Genomic DNA, 20,896 nt, shown 5'->3' on the forward strand with positions numbered 1-20,896 from the left:
TTCTGGTGCTGCATCGATCTGGTCGTATGCCTTGAATTCACCGAAGAACTTGGTGATCGCTGCGGTCAGCGACGTCTTGCCATGGTCAACGTGACCAATCGTGCCGATGTTTACGTGGGGCTTATTACGTTCAAACTTGCTTTTTGCCATCGCCGTTGTTCTCTTTGTTCTAGAACCGCTCGAGCGCCAGCACGAAAATCCATCAGACTTTCAGGCCGACATTTATGCCAAAACGGAACGGCGAACCGCCCGTCGATGATTCCTTACACGCCTATCCGCTCTTGAAAACTGGAGCGGGTAACGGGAATCGAACCCGTGTATTCAGCTTGGAAGGCTGCTGCTCTACCATTGAGCTATACCCGCATACTCTAAACTCAGATCCGACAGTGGTGGAGGAAGTTGGATTTGAACCAACGTAGGCTTAGCCAACGGATTTACAGTCCGTCCCCTTTAACCGCTCGGGCATTCCTCCTAATATCACTATCAGCAGAGTCGAGTAACTAGGCATTTTCTGCAGAATTTCTAGTGGGCTGTGTAAGCCTTCCGTCGTTCTGCGAGGGGGCTTATGCCGATATGCGCCGCTCCTGTCAACAGGGTAAAAGTGAAAAGAATGCATATCCTTCCAATAGTTGCAGGTGGCGACCTATCGAGGTTTCGGCAGAACCGCCGGAAATCAGGGCTTATAGCCGATTGAGCATCAAAATTTCAGGGTTCATTTAACTGCTATCCAGCTATCTTCCCTGCTGTGGACAGGATATAAGCGCCCCATGAACGATCAAAATTCTCCCCGTACCCCAAAAGATTCTCACTATGCGCGTCTGCGTCGCGAACATCGCGATCAAAAGGCCGTGTCGGAAGGCAAAGCTCCGCATAAGCCGCAGCGTGCTCCGATTCCTGCAGGTCGTGTAGCGGAAGGAACAGTCCGTCTTTACGGCCTGCACACCGTACGCGCTGCAGTAGAGAATCCCGCGCGCAAGATTCTGCGCATGCGCGCCACACGCAACGGCTTCGCTCGCCTCGAAATTGGTGAGGCGGAAGCTCTGCCCTTCCCTGTTGAAATCGTCGAGCCAAAAGATATCGACAAAGAGACAGGCTCGGATGCTGTGCATCAGGGCGTCATGATCGAAGCACAGCCGCTTCGTCCCAAAAAACTATCGGAGCTGAAAGAAAGCCCGCTATTGCTGGTTCTTGATCAGGTAACCGATCCGCATAATGTTGGCGCGATCATTCGTTCGGCAGTGGCTTTTGGTGCAGGCGCATTGATTACGACAAGCCGCCATAGCCCACAGGAAAGCGGCGTTCTGGCGAAAGCTGCATCCGGTGCCCTTGAACTGATTCCCCACATCGAAGTGCGCAATCTGGCTGAAGCAATCGAAGAGCTTCACTCCCTCGGTTTCATGACCATTGGTCTTGATTCGGAAGGTCCCCAGGAAATGGAATTGACATTGACCGGTGATCGCCTAGCCATTGTTCTGGGTGCTGAAGGCAAGGGATTGCGTCAGAAGACCCGCGAAACAGTGACTGCTTTGGCACGGCTCGATATGCCGGGTGAGATCAAATCGCTCAACGTCTCGAACGCAGCGGCGATTTCGCTTTATGCTGCTGAGCGCTATCTGCGTGCGCGTCGTCCTTCGTAAAGAATCAGCTCAATTCCAACATCTGGAGCGTTTCATCCGCTCCAGATAATGATTCGTCGCTCTGACATTTTCCAACGCGCATCTTTTCCGAAAACGGCCAAATGCATTCCGGGATGCGCGTTTTGTCACGCAGTCGCGATATAGGTGCGAATATCTTCCGCTTCGCGTTCCACATCCTCGATGCGTCGTTTCACAACGTCACCAATCGAAATGATTCCTGTAAGCTTCCCGTTTTCTTCCACCGGCATATGACGGAAGCGATTATGTGTCATGATCTCCATTACCTGGTTGATCGTATGGTGCTCACGGCAAACTTGCACTTTAGACGTCATAAATTCAGAAACCGGACGTGCCCCGATTCCTGTATCCAGTGCTGCCAATGCACGAACAACATCGCGTTCAGAAAGAATGCCTTTGATGTGCCCTGCCTCATCGCAGGCGACAATCGCACCGATTTTATATTGGACGAGAATGGCAATGGCGTGTGAAAGCGTATCATCAGGTTTGATGACAACGACATCCCTGCCCTTATTTTCGAGAATCGATCTAACGGTCATGCCAAAATCCCTCCCAAGGTTCAGCAATCGATCTTGCGGCTCTGCCGCATGATTCTAACGCAGCTCTTCCAGCTGTGTTCCCAAGATGGTGCGCTTTCAACGCCCGCTTTGCAAGCGGACTATATAGGGAGGGATCAAGTCAGCGTCTTATAACTGCATCATAGCCGCGCGGCTTATCCAGCAGTGAAATGCCGAAGAACCCGGCAATAAATCCGCCAATATGGGCCTCCCAGGCGATGCCTGACAAATCAGCCCCGCCAGTGGAATACAACCCTGTAAAGATATTGATCAAAAACCAGATGCCCACGAAGGTCAGTACCGGCTTCAATGTCAGCGTCAGACCAATCGGCAGAACCGGCCCCGCAAATTCCGATCGGCGTCCAGCACCGACTCGGCGGAAACCGTAACGCGCAGCAGCTCCCATCATACCAGAAATAGCCCCGGAAGCCCCGACAAGTGGCGTCACGCTTTCGGGGTAAATGGCATAATGCGTCAATCCCGCAATCACCGATGTCAAAATCCAGAAAATGATCATTCGTCCGGTGCCAATACGTCCGGCCAGAGGGGAACCAAACGCTGCAAACCAGATCATGTTGACCGCTATATGAGCAAATCCACCGTGCATGAAGGAGTAACTGATGAGCGTGAACAATGCTGCCGGATCCGAAAAGCCGCCTGCCAACGAGAACCGCGCTGGAATCAAAGCGAAGTTCAGCATGAACTCATAATTCTGCTGCTCGCTGATAATGTAGTTCTGATAAATATAAACGCCCGCACAAATCGCCATCAGTGCAAGAACGACGCTCGGTATGTTGAATATCGGCTCACCACCGCCCGGCCGTCTCGAATCATTGGCATTTCTGCGCATTTCAGGCTGAGGCGTATTCATAAATTGCCGCTTTCCATCTGCTAGAGCGCATCCCGAAAAGTGTGAAACGCTTTTCGGAACAAGATGCGCGGAAACACAAAGATATAGAGCATTTCCAATGACTCGACTTAGGGTCTGTGGGGACTGTGGGGAATTAGATTTTGAGCGTGGCGTGAGACGGATTTTGTTTCTGAACAGGAGAACATGCCGCCGTGGAGTGTATCTCCACGAGGACTGTTCGACACATTCAGAGAGAAAATCCGCCACGTCCTAAAAGGATATGGTGAAAATGGCCCAGCTTCGCGTCGCAAAACCTCGATGGAGAACCACTCCACCTTCGGTTTTGCTCCTAAACCTGTGCTATTTTCATCCATACCACGCTTCAAAACTAATTCCCCACAGACCCTAAACTAGAAATGCTCTAGAGACCGGGTGCGCCGATCGCACATCCCAGAGATAAAGATTCTTGATAAGTGACAATTCGTTAAAAATAAAGGCCGCCGGAGGGTCCCGCACGGCCTTGTCGCAAATGTCTGATATTTGCGAGACAGAATCTGGAGATCAGGAAAAAAACCAATCAGGACAATGGCTTCTTCTGACAACTCATCAAACGACTATAAAGGAAAATTTGCAACTATTACTTCTTATTAACCTTAACAAGCGCGCGTCGTGGATGAATAAAGGGTTAAGCTGGCATCCTTCCTGTTAATACTATTTTAATGCGCTGACCGACGGGCACTGCCCGCAAACTCAGACGAACCGCCAGAGAGCAACAAGCAGCGCATCATGAAAAACCGCAGCACGATCGCAATCTTCAGCGAATGGCAGCGACTGGCTTTGGGCCAGAGCGGCAGCTTGCTTGCACCGCAGCGCGAAGCGATCCAGCCACGTAAACTCGGACGTCATCTGTCCGATCTGTTCTTTCTTGAAGAAGACCAAAACGGCGAGCTGATCTTTCGTCTTGCCGGCACCCGGATCTGCGCTCTGTTTGGACGAGAACTAAAGACCACTCGTTTTCTGTCACTTTGGCCAGAGCGCAACCGCCCTGCCCTGAATGAACTGGCACGAAACATCAATTCTCATCTGGTTCCTGCCTTGATCCAGAATGATGGAATAAGCCTTTCCGGACGCAGCCTGTCTTTTGAAATGCTGCTTGCTCCACTCGAATCAGCCGAAGATGGAAGGCTCAATCTGCTCGGCAATATCTCTGTGCTTAATGACGTTGCCTGGGCCGGCGCTGATCCGCTTGTGCTCGGCAACCTCAACAAAATTGAACCGCTGGCCCCTGATCTTGTCGTGACACAGGAAATCCGCAAGCCTTCAGTTGTCACCATGAACGGGGCGAACGCCGCAAACAGCGCCCGTCGCTGGGCCACGCCTGTGCCAACTCGCAATATGCCCGCTCTTCGCGTCATTCCCGGTGGCAAAGCCTGAACCGGCTTTCAGTGGCGTATTTCAAAAGGTAAACGCGCACTAAGGTTACGGATTGGCAAACTGAGTTAAGAGCCATATTGGGCATCAAAACGCCATAAATTTCGCTATTATGGCTCTTATTGTGCTATTTCTGAACAAAACATTGCTGAATTTTGCGCAGTTTTATTCAAATTAGATTCGCATTTTCGCGTCTGAATTTCCCCGCTCTCAAAGTCTTGCACGCATTCTTGTTTCCAACAGGGAGACAAAAAGAATGACAAAGCAGACGATCATCGCAGCAATGCTGATCCTTCTGGGAGCGACTTTCGCACAAGCCGCAAACCCGGCATCAAACTCGCATTGGATGCCAACCGGCGAACGCACTTCGCAGCCAATCGGGCATTACGAGCTTTGCGAACGTCATGCAACCGAGTGCAAAATCAGCAGCAACAACAGCGCACCTCTGACACTGAATCAGAAAGTCTGGCAGGAAATTATCGCCGTTAACGCCAGCGTAAACGAACGGATCGCGCCGCGTACCGACATGGAAGTTTGGGGACAAGAGGAATATTGGGAATACCCAACCACTGCTGGCGATTGCGATGACTATATGCTGCTCAAGCGCCGCGAATTGATGGCCCTCGGCGTTCCTGCCAACACGCTGTTGATGACCGTTGTTCGTCAGCCAAATGGTGAAGGGCATGCGGTTTTGACCCTGCGCACAGATCGCGGCGATTTCATTCTCGACAATCTCGATAAGCGTGTGCGCATCTGGAACGAAACCGACTACACATTCCTGAAGCGCCAATCCACGACCAATACCGGTGCATGGGTATCGATCAAGAATGGTCGCGATCAGTTCGTAAGCAGCATTCGCAACTGATTTCGATAAATTTGGAGCATTTCCAGCAAAAGTGCGAAGCGGTTTTGCTTCGGGTAATGCAAAAAGACAGGGAGATAGAGCATTTCCAATAATTCAAGAAAAACAGGAAATGCTCTAATGAAGAAAAGGACGGGTCGTCATTCCCCGTCCCTTTTTATGCAGGCTCCAAACCACGCATAAAAGACTGCCCCTTCTCAACATAATGCTGCGCGGACAGTTTCAATTTCTCAATAGCTGAAGAATCAAGTTCGCGAATAACACGCGCAGGCGATCCGACGATCAACGAATTATCCGGAAACTCTTTGCCTTCCGTCACAAGCGCGCCAGCGCCAATCAAACAATTATTCCCGATCTTTGCACCGTTGAGAACAATTGCTCCCATGCCAATCAGCGTGTTTTCGCCAATTGTGCAGCCATGCAGAATAGCACGGTGGCCGATGGTGCAGCCTTGGCCAATTGTAAGTGGAAAACCAATATCGGTATGCATGATGGTATGTTCTTGCACATTGGTGTTCGCACCAACTGTGATCGGCTCATTATCGCCGCGTAAAACAGCTCCAAACCAGAAACTCGCATTCTTTCCGATCACTAGCTTGCCAATCAGCGTTGCGTCGGGGGCGATCCAGTTACTGGCACGATCGGCAAATTCCGGATGATGACCGTTATACACGTAAATTGGCATAAGCTTTCCTCCACTACAAAGTCTCGAAACAAGATGCGCTATTTATCGTGAGAACGGAATGCGGCGTTGAGACAATAGACTGCTGCAATCAGGACGATAACACCCGCCAACAACTTGAAACCGACGAGCGTGGAAAAGAATCCCCAGTCGTCCGGCCAGCGATAGGTGCTACGCAGCCGCCCCATCTGGGACGAGACTGTCATTTTGCCGGTCGATATATTGTGAAATGCGCTGCGGACCAGAAAAAATGCGACCAATGCACCCATCACCGTGCTCGCCCACAGCGAGCCTCTTGAAAAAGCTCGCATTTCTCCGAGAGGCCGATTCTCAGGATCAGGCTTTATCTCACGCGTTTCGCGCCTGCTTATGTCGAGCCAGGAAGGAAGCTGCTTGTCGTCGTCGCCCCGCGCCATGATCAAGGATAATCGCAGATTTCATAGCCGCTGCTTTCCGCCTCAACCGCCGCCTTTATCCAATAAAAGACATTTCCGTCGCCCTTGAGTTTGCCTTGACACAAAGCGACAATATTGCCCTGCCCGGCTGGTGCTTTTGCCGCACAAGATGCTTTCCAACTTGCAAAACGCTCAATCGAACCATCGACAATTTCTGGAAAGCCAAAATAGATATTACTCATTTTCTGAGCCAGCTCCGGGCATGTTCCGTCATCATCAATTGCTTGTGCTACGGCTGATGAGGCCAAGCCGGTCAACAAGAGCGCGACTGCACCCGTAACAAGGCTCGCAAATGAACGCGTCATGATTTCTCCCGCCATGCCTTCAATCAGTTCCCTCTTTTTTTAGAGAAGGCGTCAGGGACCATCAAGCCAATAAAAAACGCCCTCCCTGTAAAGCAGGAAGGGCGTTCTTGTTCATCGCAACGGATCTCAGAGATCGACGTCGAGAATAGCCATCGAGAAATTATAGGACAGTTCGCCTTCGTCCTCATCCTTGTAGACAAGACCCAGGAACTCGTCTTCCAAATACACCTCAGCGGAATCGTTCTTGCGTGGACGCGCCTTCACCTGAAGGCCCGGATTGTTGAAAGTCCGCTTGAAATAGGCGTCGAGTTTCTTGAGTTCTTCGGGTTTCAACCGGCTTCTCCTGATATTGATTTGAGGCCGGGTTAATGCACCCGCCCTTATGTAATGTAAAGCATTAACACATGCGTTAATGCACGCACGCGCGAATAGTTATGAACCGTTAAAGCATTTCCAGCAAAGGTGGGAACCGTTTTGCGTCGGATAGTGCCTAAAACAAATAGCGAGACGCGCTTGCAACGATTCAGCTTTAATCAGAACCACTTCTAAGCGTGATATAGGCCGCCCGGAATAAAAAAACAGATGACGGCTCTATTCGCGTTTCTAAGAACCATACGGCGATCAGATGCCTTCGCCGAACATGTGTTCACCGAACGCAGCTTCGCTCAACATCTGATCCATGACACGCGAAGGCTCAGAGCAACCACTTTCACCGACCACTTTCGCAGGCACACCTGCAACGGTGGCATTGTGTGGAACCGATTTCAGCACAACAGAGCCTGCCGCAATCTTTGAGCAGTTTCCGACTTCGATATTGCCGAGAATTTTGGCACCTGCACCGATCAGCACACCGTGACGGATTTTTGGATGGCGATCACCACTGGCTTTGCCGGTGCCGCCAAGGGTCACACCATGCAGGATGGAGACGTTGTCTTCGATCACTGCTGTCTCGCCAACCACAAGCCCGGTAGCATGATCGAGAAACAATCCACTGCCGAACCGTGCGGCAGGGTGGATGTCGGTCTGAAAAATCGATGAGGAGCGACTTTGCAGATAATAGGCAAAGTCCTTCCGCCCTTCATTATAAAGCCAATGCGCCAGACGATGGGTCTGGATCGCATGAAATCCCTTGAGATAAAGGACTGGATCCATGAAACGGTTATAAGCCGGATCACGATCATAAACCGCCTGAATATCGACCCGTACGATCTGCGACCATTCCGGGTTTGCCTCTAACATTGCATCGAATGTCTGGCGCAGAATATCTGCACTCACATCAGCATGTCCCAGACGTTCCGCAATACGATGCATCACGGCATCTTCTAGTGTCGACTGGTTGATAATCGTTGCATAAAGAAACGTTCCAAGCACGGGATCGTTCTTGGCTGCTTCTTCCGCTTCCGCGCGGACGGAATGCCAGATTGGATCAACCTGCCCCAAAGACGGGGATACTTTCGCGTTCGTACGAACCGACATTATGCACGCTCCAATTTTTATAAACGCGACATGAGTTCAGCGAGCAACATATCGCAAAATACTGTGTCTTCACACCGCATAAATCTTATAGCTGCATTTCACGCAACTGAACGAAATCCAGCTCGCGCGAACTCAAAGAGGGTTTTCTTCCAAAAAGGCAAAAACGCCTTTCTTATAAACCTTATCACCCACAGCCAACATATGATCACGGTCAGGAATATCGAGTGCCTGGCCATTTGGCAGCATATCTGCAAGTTCCTGTGCACTTCCCGCAATATCGTCAGTTGTACCAACAGCAACAAGGACCGGCTGCATGATGCGCGCAATTGCCTCGGCAGAAACCAATTCCTTGGAGGTAATAACACAAGCGGCCAACGCTATACGATCACTTTTGGTCTGATCAGCAAACTTACGGAACATCAGTCCACGTGGATGCGTGATCGTTGACGGATCTTCAGCAAGCAACGCTTCCCCAATCGGCTCCCAGTCCCCCGCACCTGTTACCATTCCGATGCCAAGACCACCAAATACAGCACTACGAACACGATCAGAATGTTCGATTGTAAGAAACGCGCTGATGCGCGCTCCCATCGAATATCCCATCACATGCGCTTTTTCGATACCCAGATGATCAAGCAGCGCTGCGGCATCACCAGCCATGGCGCTCGGCGTATAATCATCGGCATTGTGACTTTTCGCAGAAAACCCATGTCCACGATTGTCTATCGCAATGACACGATAACCGGCTTCAGTCAGCGTTCGGAACCAACCGGGCGACACCCAATTGACAAGACTTGAGGACGCAAAGCCGTGAATGAGCAAAATTGGATCGCCGTCTCCGTCCTGACGATATGCAAGGCGCAAACCATCATGTTCGAAATATTCGATATCGAGCGCACTCAATTTTGTATTCCTTTTGATTTTTCAGACTGTAGGCTTTTTGACAGATTAGCTGCGACACTCGCCACAAATTGCCCTGTGGGTCGCTTTGTCCCCACGCCTGATTCCAGTCCGTTTAACAGTGCCTGCAAGAAGTTCAACGACATACGCCGCCGGCCCTTGCGAAGAAATAGTGGCTTCCGAAAACGGGACAGCGTTTTCATGAATTGCGGATACGTGACCTGTGTCGTCAAGGAAAACCATATCCAGCGGTGAAGGCGTATTTTGCATCCACATCATAACATTACGCATTTCACCGAACACGAAGAGCATGGCTCTATCCTTCGGAAAGTCAGTGCGCCACATCAGCCCGCGCATGCGCGCTTCATCAGTCGCAGCAACTTCCAATCCGAATGAAACTTTGCCTTTCGACGTCGTGAAAGTGAGCGGCTCTTTGTCCATCGGCAAAAGCATGGGCTTGGCTTCCTGCGCCTGAGCGGAAAACGCAAAGAAAATAAATGCAAATGCGAAAAGAATGCGACCCATTATCTGCTCTTGTCCTGCGTGTTCGTGTTGACCGCAATAAGATGGGTAATCACGAATGCTGCGTTTGAGCGGCGGAGATTATCAACGGGAGTTTAATGCGGCAAGGCCCAGTCACTGCATAGTCACTGGCATCACCGGCTTGTGAGGCCGTTGCAAAGGACCAAATCAATGCGAAACAGGAATCGCCGTACCGATATCCGGATGGATTTCAGCCGCCATAAGGCCTTTGTCGCCATTTCCGAAGCGGATGAGGACGACCTGACCGGGACGTAATTCCATCATTCCGAAACGGCGTAGCGTTTCCATATGAATGAAAATATCCTCAGTGCCCTCGCCGCGCGTCAAAAAGCCGAAGCCCTTGGTGCGGTTGAACCACTTGACGATAACACGTTCCAGACCACTTGACGGCGTAACAGTAACATGGGTGCGTTGCGGCGGCATCTGCGCTGGATGCACAGCAGTTGACGTGTCCATGGAAAGAACGCGGAAGCATTGCATGCCTCGATCACCATTACGAACTTCACAAACAATGCGCGCACCTTCAAGTGCTGTTTGGAAACCATCGCGACGAAGCGAAGTGACATGCAGCAGAATATCAGAAAGGCCCGGCTGGTCGGGTACGATGAAGCCATAGCCCTTTGCAACGTCAAACCACTTAATGTGGCCGGACACTTCAATGAGTTCGCCTAGCTCTTCTGAGGAGGCCTGACTGCGAAACTGGTCATTCGACACAGATTTGTCTGCCATGCGCTCGCCCCTCCTCTGCTGTTCCGTTGCGATTCTGACCTGATTCTTGACCAAAGAATAACACTTCCTTAACCGGATGCGGCAAGCCTAAACTTATTCAGTGTTGAAGATGACCACAGGCTTTGTGCCTTCATCGTTAATTCGTAAATTTCCCAAATGCGAAATTGCCCTGTCAAAACATATGGCAGCACGGAAATTCGACAACTTGTTTACTTGCGTTTTCACACAAGCAGCCTATCCACAAGGCTGCGCTTAAATCTCCTGCAAAATAAGCAGGAAACTTAAGCTGAACCATTCCTTGGATAAGGCGTTGAATCCTTTGTGATCTGGCCAACATACGAACCAGGAGAAGACTATGCGCTATCTGCACACGATGGTTAGAATTCGCGATATCGATGAATCACTCGACTTTTATGTCAACAAATTTGGCCTTGAAGAAATTCGTCGCACCGAAAACGAGAAAGGCCGTTTCACGCTGATTTTCCTTGCCGCTCCAGCGGATAAGGACAAAGCCCACGCAGAACGCGCGCCGGAGCTGGAACTTACTTATAACTGGGACCCAGAAACCTATAGCGGTGGTCGCAATTTCGGTCATCTTGCCTACGCGGTCGATGACATCTATGAGGCTTGCCAGAAACTGAAAGATGCAGGCGTCACCATCAACCGTCCGCCACGTGATGGTCATATGGCTTTCATCAAGTCACCTGATGGGATTTCCATTGAGCTGATCCAGAAGGGCGAGCGCCTTGCCCCACAGGAACCGTGGGCCTCAGCCGAGAATATCGGCAGCTGGTAATCACGAAAAAGGCCCGGTCTTTCGACCGGGCCTTTTCTTTGCAATAATTTAAGTTTATTCGGTGCCCTGAATGGCTGCGAGCAACCAATCGCCACCATCAACGCGGGTGAATGTCCAGACTTCGACGCTTTCGACAGGCTCATGAGGATTGCCTTCAACGACGGCACCTGTGTTGCGGTCGAGCATAACGTCGATAGCCGAATAGCGGATGGCGACAGTCGCATATTCGACATTGCCTTCACGCCATGCTTCGGAAACATCGCCCTGAAGCAATTTTACGTCCTTCACTTCGTTACGCATACCGCTGGAAGCGATCTCGCCGAGCTCTTCAGCAAGGTAAGACATGGCTTCAGGAGTTGCGAGCTTGCGAAGGGCTGCATAATCCTCGCGGCCATAGGCTGTCTGGATTTCCGAAAGCATTTGTTCGAAACGGTCGAGCTCTTCCTGACCGACATCCATTGGCTCCTCTTCAACGACAGGTGCTGCCGAAGTTTCAGCCTGTTTGGCCTCCAATGGATTGACCGAAGGCGTACGGCTGCCGAAGCCTGCCTGTGGTGCTGCACTCTTCGCAGCGCCGAAAGACTGCGCACTAGCGTTGCCCGCACCTGCCGCTGCCGTCTGACGACGGTTAGCAAACATGCGCATGACAAACATCGCAATCAATGCAATGACGGCAACCTGCAGAAGAAGACCAAACATGCCAGCAAGACCACCAAGGCCGTTACCGAGCATCATGCCAATCAAACCACCGACAAGCAGGCCACCAAGCATGGAGCGGCCGAAATTGCCGAACATACCGCCCGAACGCTGTGCAGCCGCCGCATTCTGAGCACCAGCTGCTGGGCGATTAGCCTGCGTGTTGGTGCCTGTGTTCGGCGTCATCGAACGTTCCATAGGCGCTACATTGTTTGGTGCAGTGCGTGTCGGCGCGGGCGCCTGATACGTACGCGCACCACGGCTACCAAAACCGCCTCCACCGGCACGGCGAGCCTCGGCGAAATCGACCGCAGCAAAAGAGGCTATAAGCCCAAGGACCATTGCAGCGGTCAGTTTGGTCAGGCGGTTTCCGGAACCCGGCATAAGTATCTCCCAATAGAGTAATCACAGATTATTTTATTCCGTGATCATATGGGAATTCACCCCCCACTTTCACAAGAGCGTGAAAACAAAAAAATAGAGAGATTTCAAATAGGCATAGCAGCATCCAGAATCTGAATTTGAGGCGTCACCGAACCATTCCAGTGGTTAAGCGACAGATTGCCAACCACATGTACGCTCTGGCCGATATTATTGAACAAAAAGCGCCCCAAATCGCCCTCCGCCGCCCGGAAGGCTATGGCATTGACGCGTTTGCCGTCTGCACCACGCAAAGCAACACGAACATGATCGCGTCCTACGCCACGCACATCTGCCAGCACATGATGCGGCAATGCCAACACCGGCTGCGGATGCGCCGACCCGAAAGGTCCCGCCTTCTGTAAGGACTCAAAGAGCGAAACCGTGGCGCCTGAAGCTGCAACCGCACCGTCAATGGAAAGACTTTGATTTTGACGCAGCCGTGAAACGATATCCGCAGATTCTTCCTCAAGATATGCCCGAAGCGCGCCAAGCTTGGCACGCTCAATGGTGATGCCTGCCGCCATGGCGTGACCGCCACCCTTGATTAACAAACCTTTGTCGACAGCATTGCGAACAAGCTTGCCTAGATCGAACCCCGTGATCGAGCGCCCCGAACCAGAGCCAGTTCCGTTGGCGTTAAAGGCGATGGCAAAAGCCGGGCGGCGCGCCTTTTCCTTAAGGCGCGAGGCGAGAAGACCAACAATACCAGGGTGCCAATGGTCACTCGCGGTCACGATTACAGAAGCGCCCGCGCCCCCAGAAATCTCCAGCGAAGCCTCTGCTTCCGCCTCCATCAGCATTTCGGCTTCCATCGCTTGCCGTTCCTGATTGAGCCGGTCGAGCTCAACTGCAATCGGGTCAGCAGCAGTAGAATCATCAAGTGTCAGCAGGCGGGCACCCAGTCCTGCATCACCAATACGGCCACCCGCATTGATACGCGGACCGATCAGATAACCGAGATGAAAAACGTTGAGCGGTTCGCCAATGCGCGAAACACGACCAAGCGCTGCAAGTCCTGCATTGCTTTGACTGCGCGCTACCAGCAGGCCCTTGACCACAAAGGCACGGTTGACGCCTTTAAGCGGCACCACATCACAAACCGTTGCAAGTGCGACCAGATCAAGCATACCGAGCAAATCCGGCCCTGCACCTTTTCCACGTTCACGCAGAACTTTTGTGACCTGAACAAGCGTGAGAAACACAACGCCTGCCGCACAAAGGTGCTCCTGTTGCGAAATATCGTCTTCGCGGTTGGGGTTGACGATTGCCACCGCATCATCCGGCAGGTCACCGCCGACCTGATGGTGATCAAGGACCACAACATCAGCACCCGCTTCCTTTGCAGCAGTAATTGATGGTGCGCTGTTGGTGCCGCAATCGACCGTCACAATCAGCGAAGCACCCTTTGCGACCAGTTCGCGCATGGCATCAGGATTAGGCCCATAGCCTTCAAAAATGCGATCCGGGATATAGATCGAATGCGCGATGCCGTAATGTTTCAGAAAACGTGCCATCAAAGCAGATGAGCATGCCCCATCCACATCGTAGTCACCAAAAATCGCTACAGTTTCGCGACGCATGATAGCATCGGCAATCCGGTTGGCTGCTGTATCCATATCGGTCAACAACGATGGATCTGGCATCAGATTGCGCAAGCTTGGGTCGATGAATTCCGGCGCACCTTCTACCGTCACACCACGTCCGGCAAGCACGCGCGATACGAGATCGGAAATACCGTGATGCTGGGCTATCGCCAATGCTGTGTTAGCCTCGCGCGGACCAAGACGGTCCATCCACTTTTGGCCAGTGACAGAATTCCGGATACCAAGAAAAAATCGTTCTGTTGTCATGGTTTCTTAAAGACACAAAAGGCGGCATTTTTGCAATGCCGCCGCCCGATCATAAGCCGGGAACCAGAAGAGATTATGGTTATGGCGTACCGAAAATGGTGGAGTTCGAGAACCGGAGCGGAATGTACTTATGGGTACATGAGCACCGGAAGCGCAGAACAACGCCATTTGCAGGCAGCCAGAGCCGAAATATCGATGGTTCTAAAATTTGGACAAGTCCTGATGCCTAGCCTTAATCTCACGAACAGTCTGCGAGCTTGAGCGCATGACGATTGTATGCGTCTGGATATAGTCACGAGCGAACTTGACGCCGGAAAGCATATTGCCATCGGTTACGCCAGTTGCGGCAAACAACACGTCGCCCTTCGCCATTTCTTCCATTGTATAGACCTTTTTAGGGTCCGAAATGCCCATCTTGGCCGCACGTGCAATCTTCTCATCAGAATTGAGCTGAAGACGGCCCTGCATCTGGCCACCAATACAGCGCAATGCCGCCGCAGCCAACACGCCTTCCGGTGCACCGCCGATACCGATATAGATATCAATGCCGGTTTCATCCGGGTTGGTGGTGTGCATCACACCTGCGACGTCACCATCGCCGATCAGCCGAATGGAAGCACCAGTTGCCCGCACTTCTTCAATCAGACGCGCATGACGCGGGCGATCCATGATGCAGGCTGTGATTTCATGCGGCTTCACGCCCTTTGCCTTGGCAATAGCATGGATGTTGTCAGTCGCCGTTGCATCGAGGTCTACAACACCCTTGGGATAGCCCGGACCAACTGCAATCTTTTCCATGTAAACATCTGGTGCGTAAAGCAGATTGCCTTTTTCGGCGATAGCAATAACAGCCAGCGAATTTGGCAGGTTCTTGGCGCAGATCGTTGTGCCTTCCAGCGGATCGAGTGCAATATCAACATCCGGACCCTGTTTGGTGCCGACTTCTTCGCCGATATAAAGCATTGGCGCTTCATCGCGTTCGCCTTCACCGATCACGACCGTGCCAGCAATCGGAAGGCGATTCAGTTCCTGACGCATGGCATCGACGGCAGCCTGATCGGCAGCCATTTCGTCGCCACGTCCGCGAAGACGGGCTGCAGCCACTGCCGCGCGTTCGGCCACACGAACGAGTTCCAGTGTGAGAATGCGATCCAGTCCGTGCGGTTGCTGTTCTGCAGTCTTGGCCATGTGAACAAAGTCCTGAATTCGAATTACGTTGATGCGTCCGTCTAACGCCAGTGTCGCCACTTATAGCGACATTATGCAAATCTTTTGTCAAAGTCCCCGGTTCTCTGCAAGAGAAAGAGGCTTCTGCAACAGAAAGAACGGTAAAAATATTTTTCTCTTAAGTCCTTAATCGATTTAGATGTACACGCTTGGTTTCATGTCCTGATCGGGCGTGAACCAACACACCCGATAAATGATACCAGAAAGCGTGAAAGCAACCAGAAGAATTACCTATTGATCAACCTGCAATTGCTTCAAAGAAAACCTCCGGGCTATCCACTTCGAGCAGCTTTTTTCTGTCGATCACCCAGAAACGATTGCCCACATTGCGCACAAAACTGCGATCATGCGATACGATGAGGCTCGCTGTTTCATCACTCAACAATTCCGCTTCCAGCGTTTCTTGGCCATCAATGTCCAAATGGTTGGTTGGCTCATCGAGAATGTAGAAATTCGGCTTGGTTAGACGCAGAACCAGCATTGCAAGACGCGCCTTTTGTCCACCCGAAAGCCGGGACAAAGGTATGGCTTGCATTTCCAGTGTCATACCCGCTCCGGCCAGCAAAGATCGAGCACGTTGATCGCCAACATCGAAACGCTTCATGATCGTTTCAAACGGCGTCCAGTAACCATTCAGCTCGGACAAAGCCTGATCGCTATAGCCCAGCACCAGCGAAGGCGTCGCCTTGATGCCTGCAAGTGACCCTTCCGGATTTAGTATCGCTTCCCGAACCAGTGTCAGGAGCCGGGTCTTGCCTGTACCATTAGCACCAAGCACTACTATTCTATCGCCGGGATTGATCCAGAATTGACCGGTTTTATAAAGTGACCGGTTATCCGGCGTTGCAATCTCGGCCTGATCGATCACGATCAGTGCCTTGGCATGACTGCCGCGACCATCGAGCTTGATCTTGCCAGCAGAGCGCTCGACATGCGCGGCTTTGGCGCCTTCCTCAATCTTCTCGGCTCTGGCGCGTAGTTGCTTGGTCTTCACCACCAGCAAATCACTTCCGGAGTTGATGCCGATATTGTTGAGCTTTGCTGCCTGCCTGCGCAATTGCTGGACAGTCTTCATGTCCTTTTCAAACTGACGGGCGTCAGCCGCATCGATCTCGTCGAGCGCCACACGCGCTTGGCTATAGGGCAACGCAAAGACGAACGACTTGTCCGCACGCAGGAAAAGTGTGCGTTTCGTCACCACATCGAGAAAGGCACGGTCGTGACTGCAAACAATGACGGCTACTGAACGCGGGAGCACATCAAGCCAGTTTTCCAGCAGATGCACTTTCTCAAGGTCGAGATGGTTGGTCGGCTCGTCCAGCAAAAGCACGTCAGGCTCGGAAACCCATGTGCGTGCCAGAAGCGCAAGCCGCTGCCAGCCGCCACTGAGCTGACGAATGGCAAGCTCACGCAATTCAGCCGGAACATTGAGATCGTCGAGTACAATATCAGCGCGCCAACTTTCATAGTCGCGCGCATCTTCGTCCAGTCCGCTGAGCACAACGTCATAGAAAGATAGATCCATCAGATCATCGGATACATACTGGCTGACATAGCCGACCTTCAGTCCACGCGAGCGAGTAATAGCACCGCTGGTAGGCTCGCCCTCACCCACAATAAGGCGCAAAAGGCTGGTCTTTCCGCGCCCATTGGCAGCAACGACTCCCAGCCGCTCACCTTCACCAAGGACGAAATCAAGGTTTGCGAACAGGGTTTCATGGAGCGTGAGTGAAAGATTCTGAACAGAGATAAGAGACATGGCAATAAGCCCAATTTGGCCCAAGCACTGATGAACAGCGTCCAAATAGCTTCGATCGAAGTGCTTGCAAATTTTCGGCTACAGCAATTCAAGCTGCGCCTTTAGAAAAGGCAGAAAAAGACTTTGATTTCAGTCTTAATCGGCCCTGCACAATTTAATGTTGCAGGGCAAAATCAGGGCCGTACTGACGATGACGATCATGACGTGTTACGTTCATCTTACAGCCCTCCTTTTCCGTGTTTGTCTCTAAATCGGATTATTCCGATGGGTGCGTTCTAGCAAAATCGTTGCCGCCCTTCAAGAGCGGCAACCTTATTGGAATATGTCAGCCTGCGCGTTCGATGCGGATCATCTGTGGCTTGCTCACCAGATGATCGTCCTTGAAGATCGCTTCAAGCGCTTTCTTCACTGCGGCTTCAGTCGTCTCATGCGTAACGAGGATAACCGTCTTGATACCATCACTCACGTCACTATCCATCAAAGGACGTTGAACGATTGATTCAAGCGAAATGTCATTCTCGGCCATACGCTTGGCAATTCCAGCAAATGCCCCGATACGATCATAAACCGTCAGGCGAATGAAATAGCCACCGGCATGTTTGCGCATTTTTGCGCGCTTATAAGGCTGCAAAGCCTTCGCAGGCGTGCCGAAAACCGGACCATGCTGGAAACCGGGGCGACTCTTGGCAATATCTGCCAGATCACCGATGACAGCAGATGCAGTCGCGTTGCCACCAGCACCCGGGCCAGAAAGTAGCAACTCACCCAGAAGGTCGGTCTCAATGGCAACCGCATTGGTCACACCATGCACCTGAGCAATCACCGACGAGGTCGGAACCATGGTCGGATGCACACGTTGTTCGATACCGGTATCGGTCTTTTGCGCAACACCGAGCAGCTTGATGCGATAGCCAAGCTCATCGGCAGCCCGAATATCGGCCAGCGAAATATTGCTGATGCCTTCGAGGTAAATATCGTCGGCAGCAATCTGTGTGCCGAATGCGAGACTTGTGAGTAGCGCAAGCTTATGTGCTGTATCATTGCCTTCGATGTCGAAAGTCGGATCGGCTTCGGCATAACCAAGACGTTGTGCATCTGCCAGGCAATCCTCGAACGAGATGCCCTCTTCCCACATGCGGGTGAGGATGTAGTTACAGGTACCGTTCATGATACCGTAAACGCGCGAAACCGTATTGCCGGTCAGCGATTCACGCATCGCCTTGATGACGGGAATACCGCCAGCAACGGCTGCTTCAAAATTGAGAAGCACGCCCTTTTCTTCAGCGATCTTGGCCAATGCCACGCCATGCTTTGCGAGAAGCGCCTTGTTGGCGGTCACAACATGACGGCTTGCACGCAATGCAGCTTCGACCGATGCTTTGGCCGGGCCTTCATCGCCGCCGATCAGTTCAACGAACACATCAATGTCGGCGCTTTTCGCCAATTCAATCGGATCGTCAAACCATTCAATTCCATCGAGATCAACGCCGCGATCCCGAGTTCGGTCGCGTGCGCTCACCGCTGTAACCGTAACTTGCTTACCGCATTGACGAGTGAGCATTTCGGCCTTGTCACGTAGAATACGCAACACCGAAGCACCAACGGTGCCCAGTCCGGCAACGCCGATCCGCAATGCATCACTCATTGTTCTGTCTTTCTGAACTGTTGAATTGGTATGTGGTGGGAAACAAGGGCCGACCCGAAGACGACCCCTGTCTTACTTTCTGAGAACCGTTAGCGACGACCTTCAAGTGGAATGATGTTCTGCACATTCTCGTCCTTGGCGGACAGGAAGCGCTTGATGTTGCGTGCGGCCTGACGAATGCGATGTTCGTTCTCGACCAATGCGATACGAACATATTCATCGCCGTGTTCGCCAAAGCCTACCCCCGGAGCAACAGCCACATCGGCCATCTCAACCAGCAGCTTCGAGAATTCGAGCGAGCCCAGTGCGCGGAAACGCTCTGGAATCGGAACCCACGCAAACATGGTTGCAGCTGGCGGCGGCACATCCCAGCCTGCACGACCGAAGCTGTCGACCAGCACATCGCGACGCTGTTTATAAACATTACGGACATAAGCAATGTCAGAGCCGTCACCATTCAATGCAGCGGTTGCCGCAACCTGAATAGGCGTGAATGCGCCATAATCGAGGTAAGACTTCACACGAGTAAGTGCCGCAATCAGGCGCTCATTGCCCACTGCAAAGCCCATACGCCAGCCCGGCATCGAGAATGTCTTCGACATCGAAGTGAACTCGACTGCAACATCCATAGCACCCGGCACTTCAAGAACTGATGGCGGTGGATTGTTGTCGTCGAAATAGATTTCCGAATAAGCGAGGTCCGAAAGAATGATCAGGTCATTCTTACGCGCAAAATCGACGACATCCTTATAGAAATCCAACGTCGCGGTATAAGCTGTCGGGTTCGACGGGAAGTTCAAGATCAGCGCGAGCGGCTTTGGAATGGAGTGCTTTACCGCACGATCCAGCGCACGGATAAACTCTTCATCCGGCTTTGCAGGGATCGAACGGATCACACCGCCCGACATGATGAAGCCGAACGAGTGAATCGGATAGGTCGGATCCGGGCAAAGCACGACATCACCCGGAGCGGTGATGGCCTGCGCCATATTGGCGAAACCTTCCTTTGAACCAAGAGTAGCGACGACCTGTGTATCCGGATTGAGCTTCACTCCGAAACGGCGCGCATAGTATTGTGCCTGAGCGCGGCGAAGGCCGGGAATACCCTTCGACGATGAATAGCGATGTGCGCGCGGGTCCTGAACAGCTTCACAAAGCTTGTCGACGATATTTTTTGGCGTCGGCAGATCAGGATTACCCATTCCGAGATCTATGATGTCGGCGCCGGCCGCTCGCGCCGATGCCTTCAGGCGGTTAACCTGTTCAAAGACATAAGGTGGCAAACGACGGACTTTATGAAATTCTTCCGACATGATCCTGTTCCAGAAGGGGGTTGAATGAAATGGCGCGTATGCACCGGGTTAGGAGCTATACACCTGTTATCGAATCGGGTCGAGACTTGTTACAGTCCTGAAATGAAGCTTTTTTCCGTTGAAAAAGGCTACTCTGCTCCGGATTCGATCTGCTTGAGGGTGGCATCTGTTTCTTCCTGCGCCTGTTTGCGCAAGGCAGCAGCCTGAGCAGGCGTCATCCCTGCATTGGAAGAACGGGTGGCCGCAAGACGCGTGCGGTCAGAATCAAGTTTAGAAGTAAGCTGTGCTTTTTCTTCCGGGGTGATCTGAGTGGTCGCGGCCTTTGGCATACGGCCAAAGGTTGGGTAGGTGTCGGTGCGTCTGGCACCTTCCTGCGGCGTACCCTGAAACTCAGGACCACCGGCACAGCCCGCAAGAAACGCCACGACCGTTGCTGCCAGCATAAGATTGGCAATCTGCCGCGTGCTCTTGGTCATGTTTCCGGTCCGATCTTGATGTTCTGAATGCGCCGGGAGCGTTACCTAGCCCAACACAGATAATATAATATGAAATGGATAGCACCAACTCGATGCGTCATGTCAACAAGCGAGTTGAAATTGAGGACATTCCGCATCGTCCGAAACCGCGACCATCGGCAAGTATAACCAAAAATTACAATCAGTAATATTGCGTTATATCACTGTAATATGCGTGTAGTTTATTCCCGCATGAAACACATAGTGCTTTCAATAGTTGCGTTTGG

General features: G+C 52.0%; 22 protein-coding genes and 2 tRNA genes. 4 read left to right on the top strand and 20 right to left on the bottom strand.

Annotation, left to right across the window (positions count from 1 at the left end):
- The 3 genes from CEV33_RS07165 to CEV33_RS07180 all read right to left on the bottom strand — a co-directional run.
- The coding region (locus CEV33_RS07165; protein ID WP_235818376.1) for a GTP-binding protein at positions 1–150 on the bottom strand (150 nt) is incomplete at its 3' end.
- A gap of 139 nt (positions 151–289) precedes the next feature.
- A tRNA-Gly gene (locus CEV33_RS07175) sits at positions 290–363 on the bottom strand.
- Between the two features lie 24 nt (positions 364–387).
- A tRNA-Tyr gene (locus tag CEV33_RS07180) sits at positions 388–472 on the bottom strand.
- A 295-nt stretch (positions 473–767) separates the two neighbouring features.
- On the opposite strand from CEV33_RS07180, the gene rlmB reads away from it, so the two are divergent.
- Positions 768–1,637 (top strand): 23S rRNA (guanosine(2251)-2'-O)-methyltransferase RlmB, encoded by an 870-nt coding sequence (gene rlmB, locus CEV33_RS07185; RefSeq protein WP_094539772.1) that lies wholly within the window; start codon positions 768–770, stop codon positions 1,635–1,637.
- Between the two features lie 125 nt (positions 1,638–1,762).
- Here rlmB and CEV33_RS07190 read toward each other — a convergent pair whose 3' ends face one another.
- Together CEV33_RS07190 and CEV33_RS07195 are read right to left on the bottom strand one after the other, a co-directional pair.
- Positions 1,763–2,194 (bottom strand): CBS domain-containing protein, encoded by a 432-nt coding sequence (locus CEV33_RS07190; protein WP_094539773.1) that lies wholly within the window; start codon positions 2,192–2,194, stop codon positions 1,763–1,765.
- A gap of 139 nt (positions 2,195–2,333) precedes the next feature.
- Positions 2,334–3,083, bottom strand: a complete 750-nt coding sequence (locus CEV33_RS07195) for a rhomboid family intramembrane serine protease (RefSeq protein ID WP_094539774.1) — start codon at positions 3,081–3,083, stop codon at positions 2,334–2,336.
- A 765-nt stretch (positions 3,084–3,848) separates the two neighbouring features.
- Between CEV33_RS07195 and CEV33_RS07200 the strand changes: the two genes are divergently transcribed.
- A complete protein-coding gene (locus tag CEV33_RS07200; RefSeq protein WP_094539775.1) occupies positions 3,849–4,496 on the top strand; it encodes a PAS domain-containing protein in 648 nt (215 codons plus the stop codon).
- A gap of 253 nt (positions 4,497–4,749) precedes the next feature.
- Positions 4,750–5,358: a transglutaminase-like cysteine peptidase gene (locus CEV33_RS07205; protein ID WP_094539776.1), complete on the top strand. Its 609-nt coding sequence runs from the start codon at positions 4,750–4,752 to the stop codon at positions 5,356–5,358.
- Between the two features lie 154 nt (positions 5,359–5,512).
- Here the strand turns inward: CEV33_RS07205 and CEV33_RS07210 are convergent, their stop codons facing one another.
- From CEV33_RS07210 to CEV33_RS07245, 8 genes are all read right to left on the bottom strand, one after another.
- Positions 5,513–6,040, bottom strand: coding sequence for a gamma carbonic anhydrase family protein (locus CEV33_RS07210; protein ID WP_094539777.1), 528 nt, complete (start codon positions 6,038–6,040; stop codon positions 5,513–5,515).
- Between the two features lie 38 nt (positions 6,041–6,078).
- Positions 6,079–6,306 (bottom strand): hypothetical protein, encoded by a 228-nt coding sequence (locus CEV33_RS07215; RefSeq protein ID WP_167388135.1) that lies wholly within the window; start codon positions 6,304–6,306, stop codon positions 6,079–6,081.
- A 149-nt stretch (positions 6,307–6,455) separates the two neighbouring features.
- The gene (locus CEV33_RS07220; RefSeq protein ID WP_235818377.1) at positions 6,456–6,812 is read right to left on the bottom strand and encodes a hypothetical protein; all 357 of its coding nucleotides are present in this window, start codon (positions 6,810–6,812) and stop codon (positions 6,456–6,458) included.
- Between the two features lie 111 nt (positions 6,813–6,923).
- Positions 6,924–7,130, bottom strand: coding sequence for a DUF3126 family protein (locus tag CEV33_RS07225; RefSeq protein WP_024899051.1), 207 nt, complete (start codon positions 7,128–7,130; stop codon positions 6,924–6,926).
- Between the two features lie 288 nt (positions 7,131–7,418).
- Positions 7,419–8,273, bottom strand: a complete 855-nt coding sequence (gene cysE, locus CEV33_RS07230) for a serine O-acetyltransferase (RefSeq protein WP_094539779.1) — start codon at positions 8,271–8,273, stop codon at positions 7,419–7,421.
- A gap of 132 nt (positions 8,274–8,405) precedes the next feature.
- Positions 8,406–9,176 carry an alpha/beta fold hydrolase gene (locus CEV33_RS07235; protein WP_094539780.1) on the bottom strand — a complete coding sequence of 257 codons (771 nt, stop codon included), beginning with the start codon at positions 9,174–9,176 and terminating at the stop codon, positions 8,406–8,408.
- 45 nt (positions 9,177–9,221) lie between these two features.
- Complete coding sequence (locus CEV33_RS07240; RefSeq protein WP_094539781.1) at positions 9,222–9,698, bottom strand: DUF192 domain-containing protein; 477 nt, start codon at positions 9,696–9,698, stop codon at positions 9,222–9,224.
- Between the two features lie 165 nt (positions 9,699–9,863).
- Positions 9,864–10,445: a cold-shock protein gene (locus CEV33_RS07245; RefSeq protein WP_094539782.1), complete on the bottom strand. Its 582-nt coding sequence runs from the start codon at positions 10,443–10,445 to the stop codon at positions 9,864–9,866.
- A 355-nt stretch (positions 10,446–10,800) separates the two neighbouring features.
- Between CEV33_RS07245 and gloA the strand changes: the two genes are divergently transcribed.
- On the top strand, positions 10,801–11,241 hold the full coding sequence (gloA, locus tag CEV33_RS07250) for a lactoylglutathione lyase (protein ID WP_094539783.1): 441 nt from the start codon (positions 10,801–10,803) through the stop codon (positions 11,239–11,241).
- A 54-nt stretch (positions 11,242–11,295) separates the two neighbouring features.
- Here the strand turns inward: gloA and CEV33_RS07255 are convergent, their stop codons facing one another.
- The 7 genes from CEV33_RS07255 to CEV33_RS07285 all read right to left on the bottom strand — a co-directional run bounded on the left by CEV33_RS07255 (position 11,296) and on the right by CEV33_RS07285 (position 20,630).
- Positions 11,296–12,321 (bottom strand): Tim44 domain-containing protein, encoded by a 1,026-nt coding sequence (locus CEV33_RS07255; RefSeq protein ID WP_094539784.1) that lies wholly within the window; start codon positions 12,319–12,321, stop codon positions 11,296–11,298.
- A gap of 104 nt (positions 12,322–12,425) precedes the next feature.
- Positions 12,426–14,210 (bottom strand): single-stranded-DNA-specific exonuclease RecJ, encoded by a 1,785-nt coding sequence (gene recJ, locus CEV33_RS07260; RefSeq protein ID WP_094539785.1) that lies wholly within the window; start codon positions 14,208–14,210, stop codon positions 12,426–12,428.
- 201 nt (positions 14,211–14,411) lie between these two features.
- On the bottom strand, positions 14,412–15,398 hold the full coding sequence (gene glpX / locus CEV33_RS07265) for a class II fructose-bisphosphatase (protein ID WP_094539786.1): 987 nt from the start codon (positions 15,396–15,398) through the stop codon (positions 14,412–14,414).
- A 277-nt stretch (positions 15,399–15,675) separates the two neighbouring features.
- Positions 15,676–17,196 (bottom strand): ABC-F family ATP-binding cassette domain-containing protein, encoded by a 1,521-nt coding sequence (locus CEV33_RS07270; RefSeq protein WP_094539787.1) that lies wholly within the window; start codon positions 17,194–17,196, stop codon positions 15,676–15,678.
- A 325-nt stretch (positions 17,197–17,521) separates the two neighbouring features.
- Positions 17,522–18,841 (bottom strand): homoserine dehydrogenase, encoded by a 1,320-nt coding sequence (locus CEV33_RS07275; RefSeq protein ID WP_094539788.1) that lies wholly within the window; start codon positions 18,839–18,841, stop codon positions 17,522–17,524.
- Positions 18,842–18,930: 89 nt separating this feature from the next.
- The gene (locus CEV33_RS07280; protein ID WP_094539789.1) at positions 18,931–20,154 is read right to left on the bottom strand and encodes an LL-diaminopimelate aminotransferase; all 1,224 of its coding nucleotides are present in this window, start codon (positions 20,152–20,154) and stop codon (positions 18,931–18,933) included.
- Between the two features lie 128 nt (positions 20,155–20,282).
- The gene (locus CEV33_RS07285) at positions 20,283–20,630 is read right to left on the bottom strand and encodes a hypothetical protein (RefSeq protein ID WP_094539790.1); all 348 of its coding nucleotides are present in this window, start codon (positions 20,628–20,630) and stop codon (positions 20,283–20,285) included.
- Between the last annotated feature and the right edge of the window lie 266 nt (positions 20,631–20,896).

The organism is Brucella grignonensis (assembly GCF_002252505.1).
GTDB lineage: Bacteria > Pseudomonadota > Alphaproteobacteria > Rhizobiales > Rhizobiaceae > Brucella > Brucella grignonensis.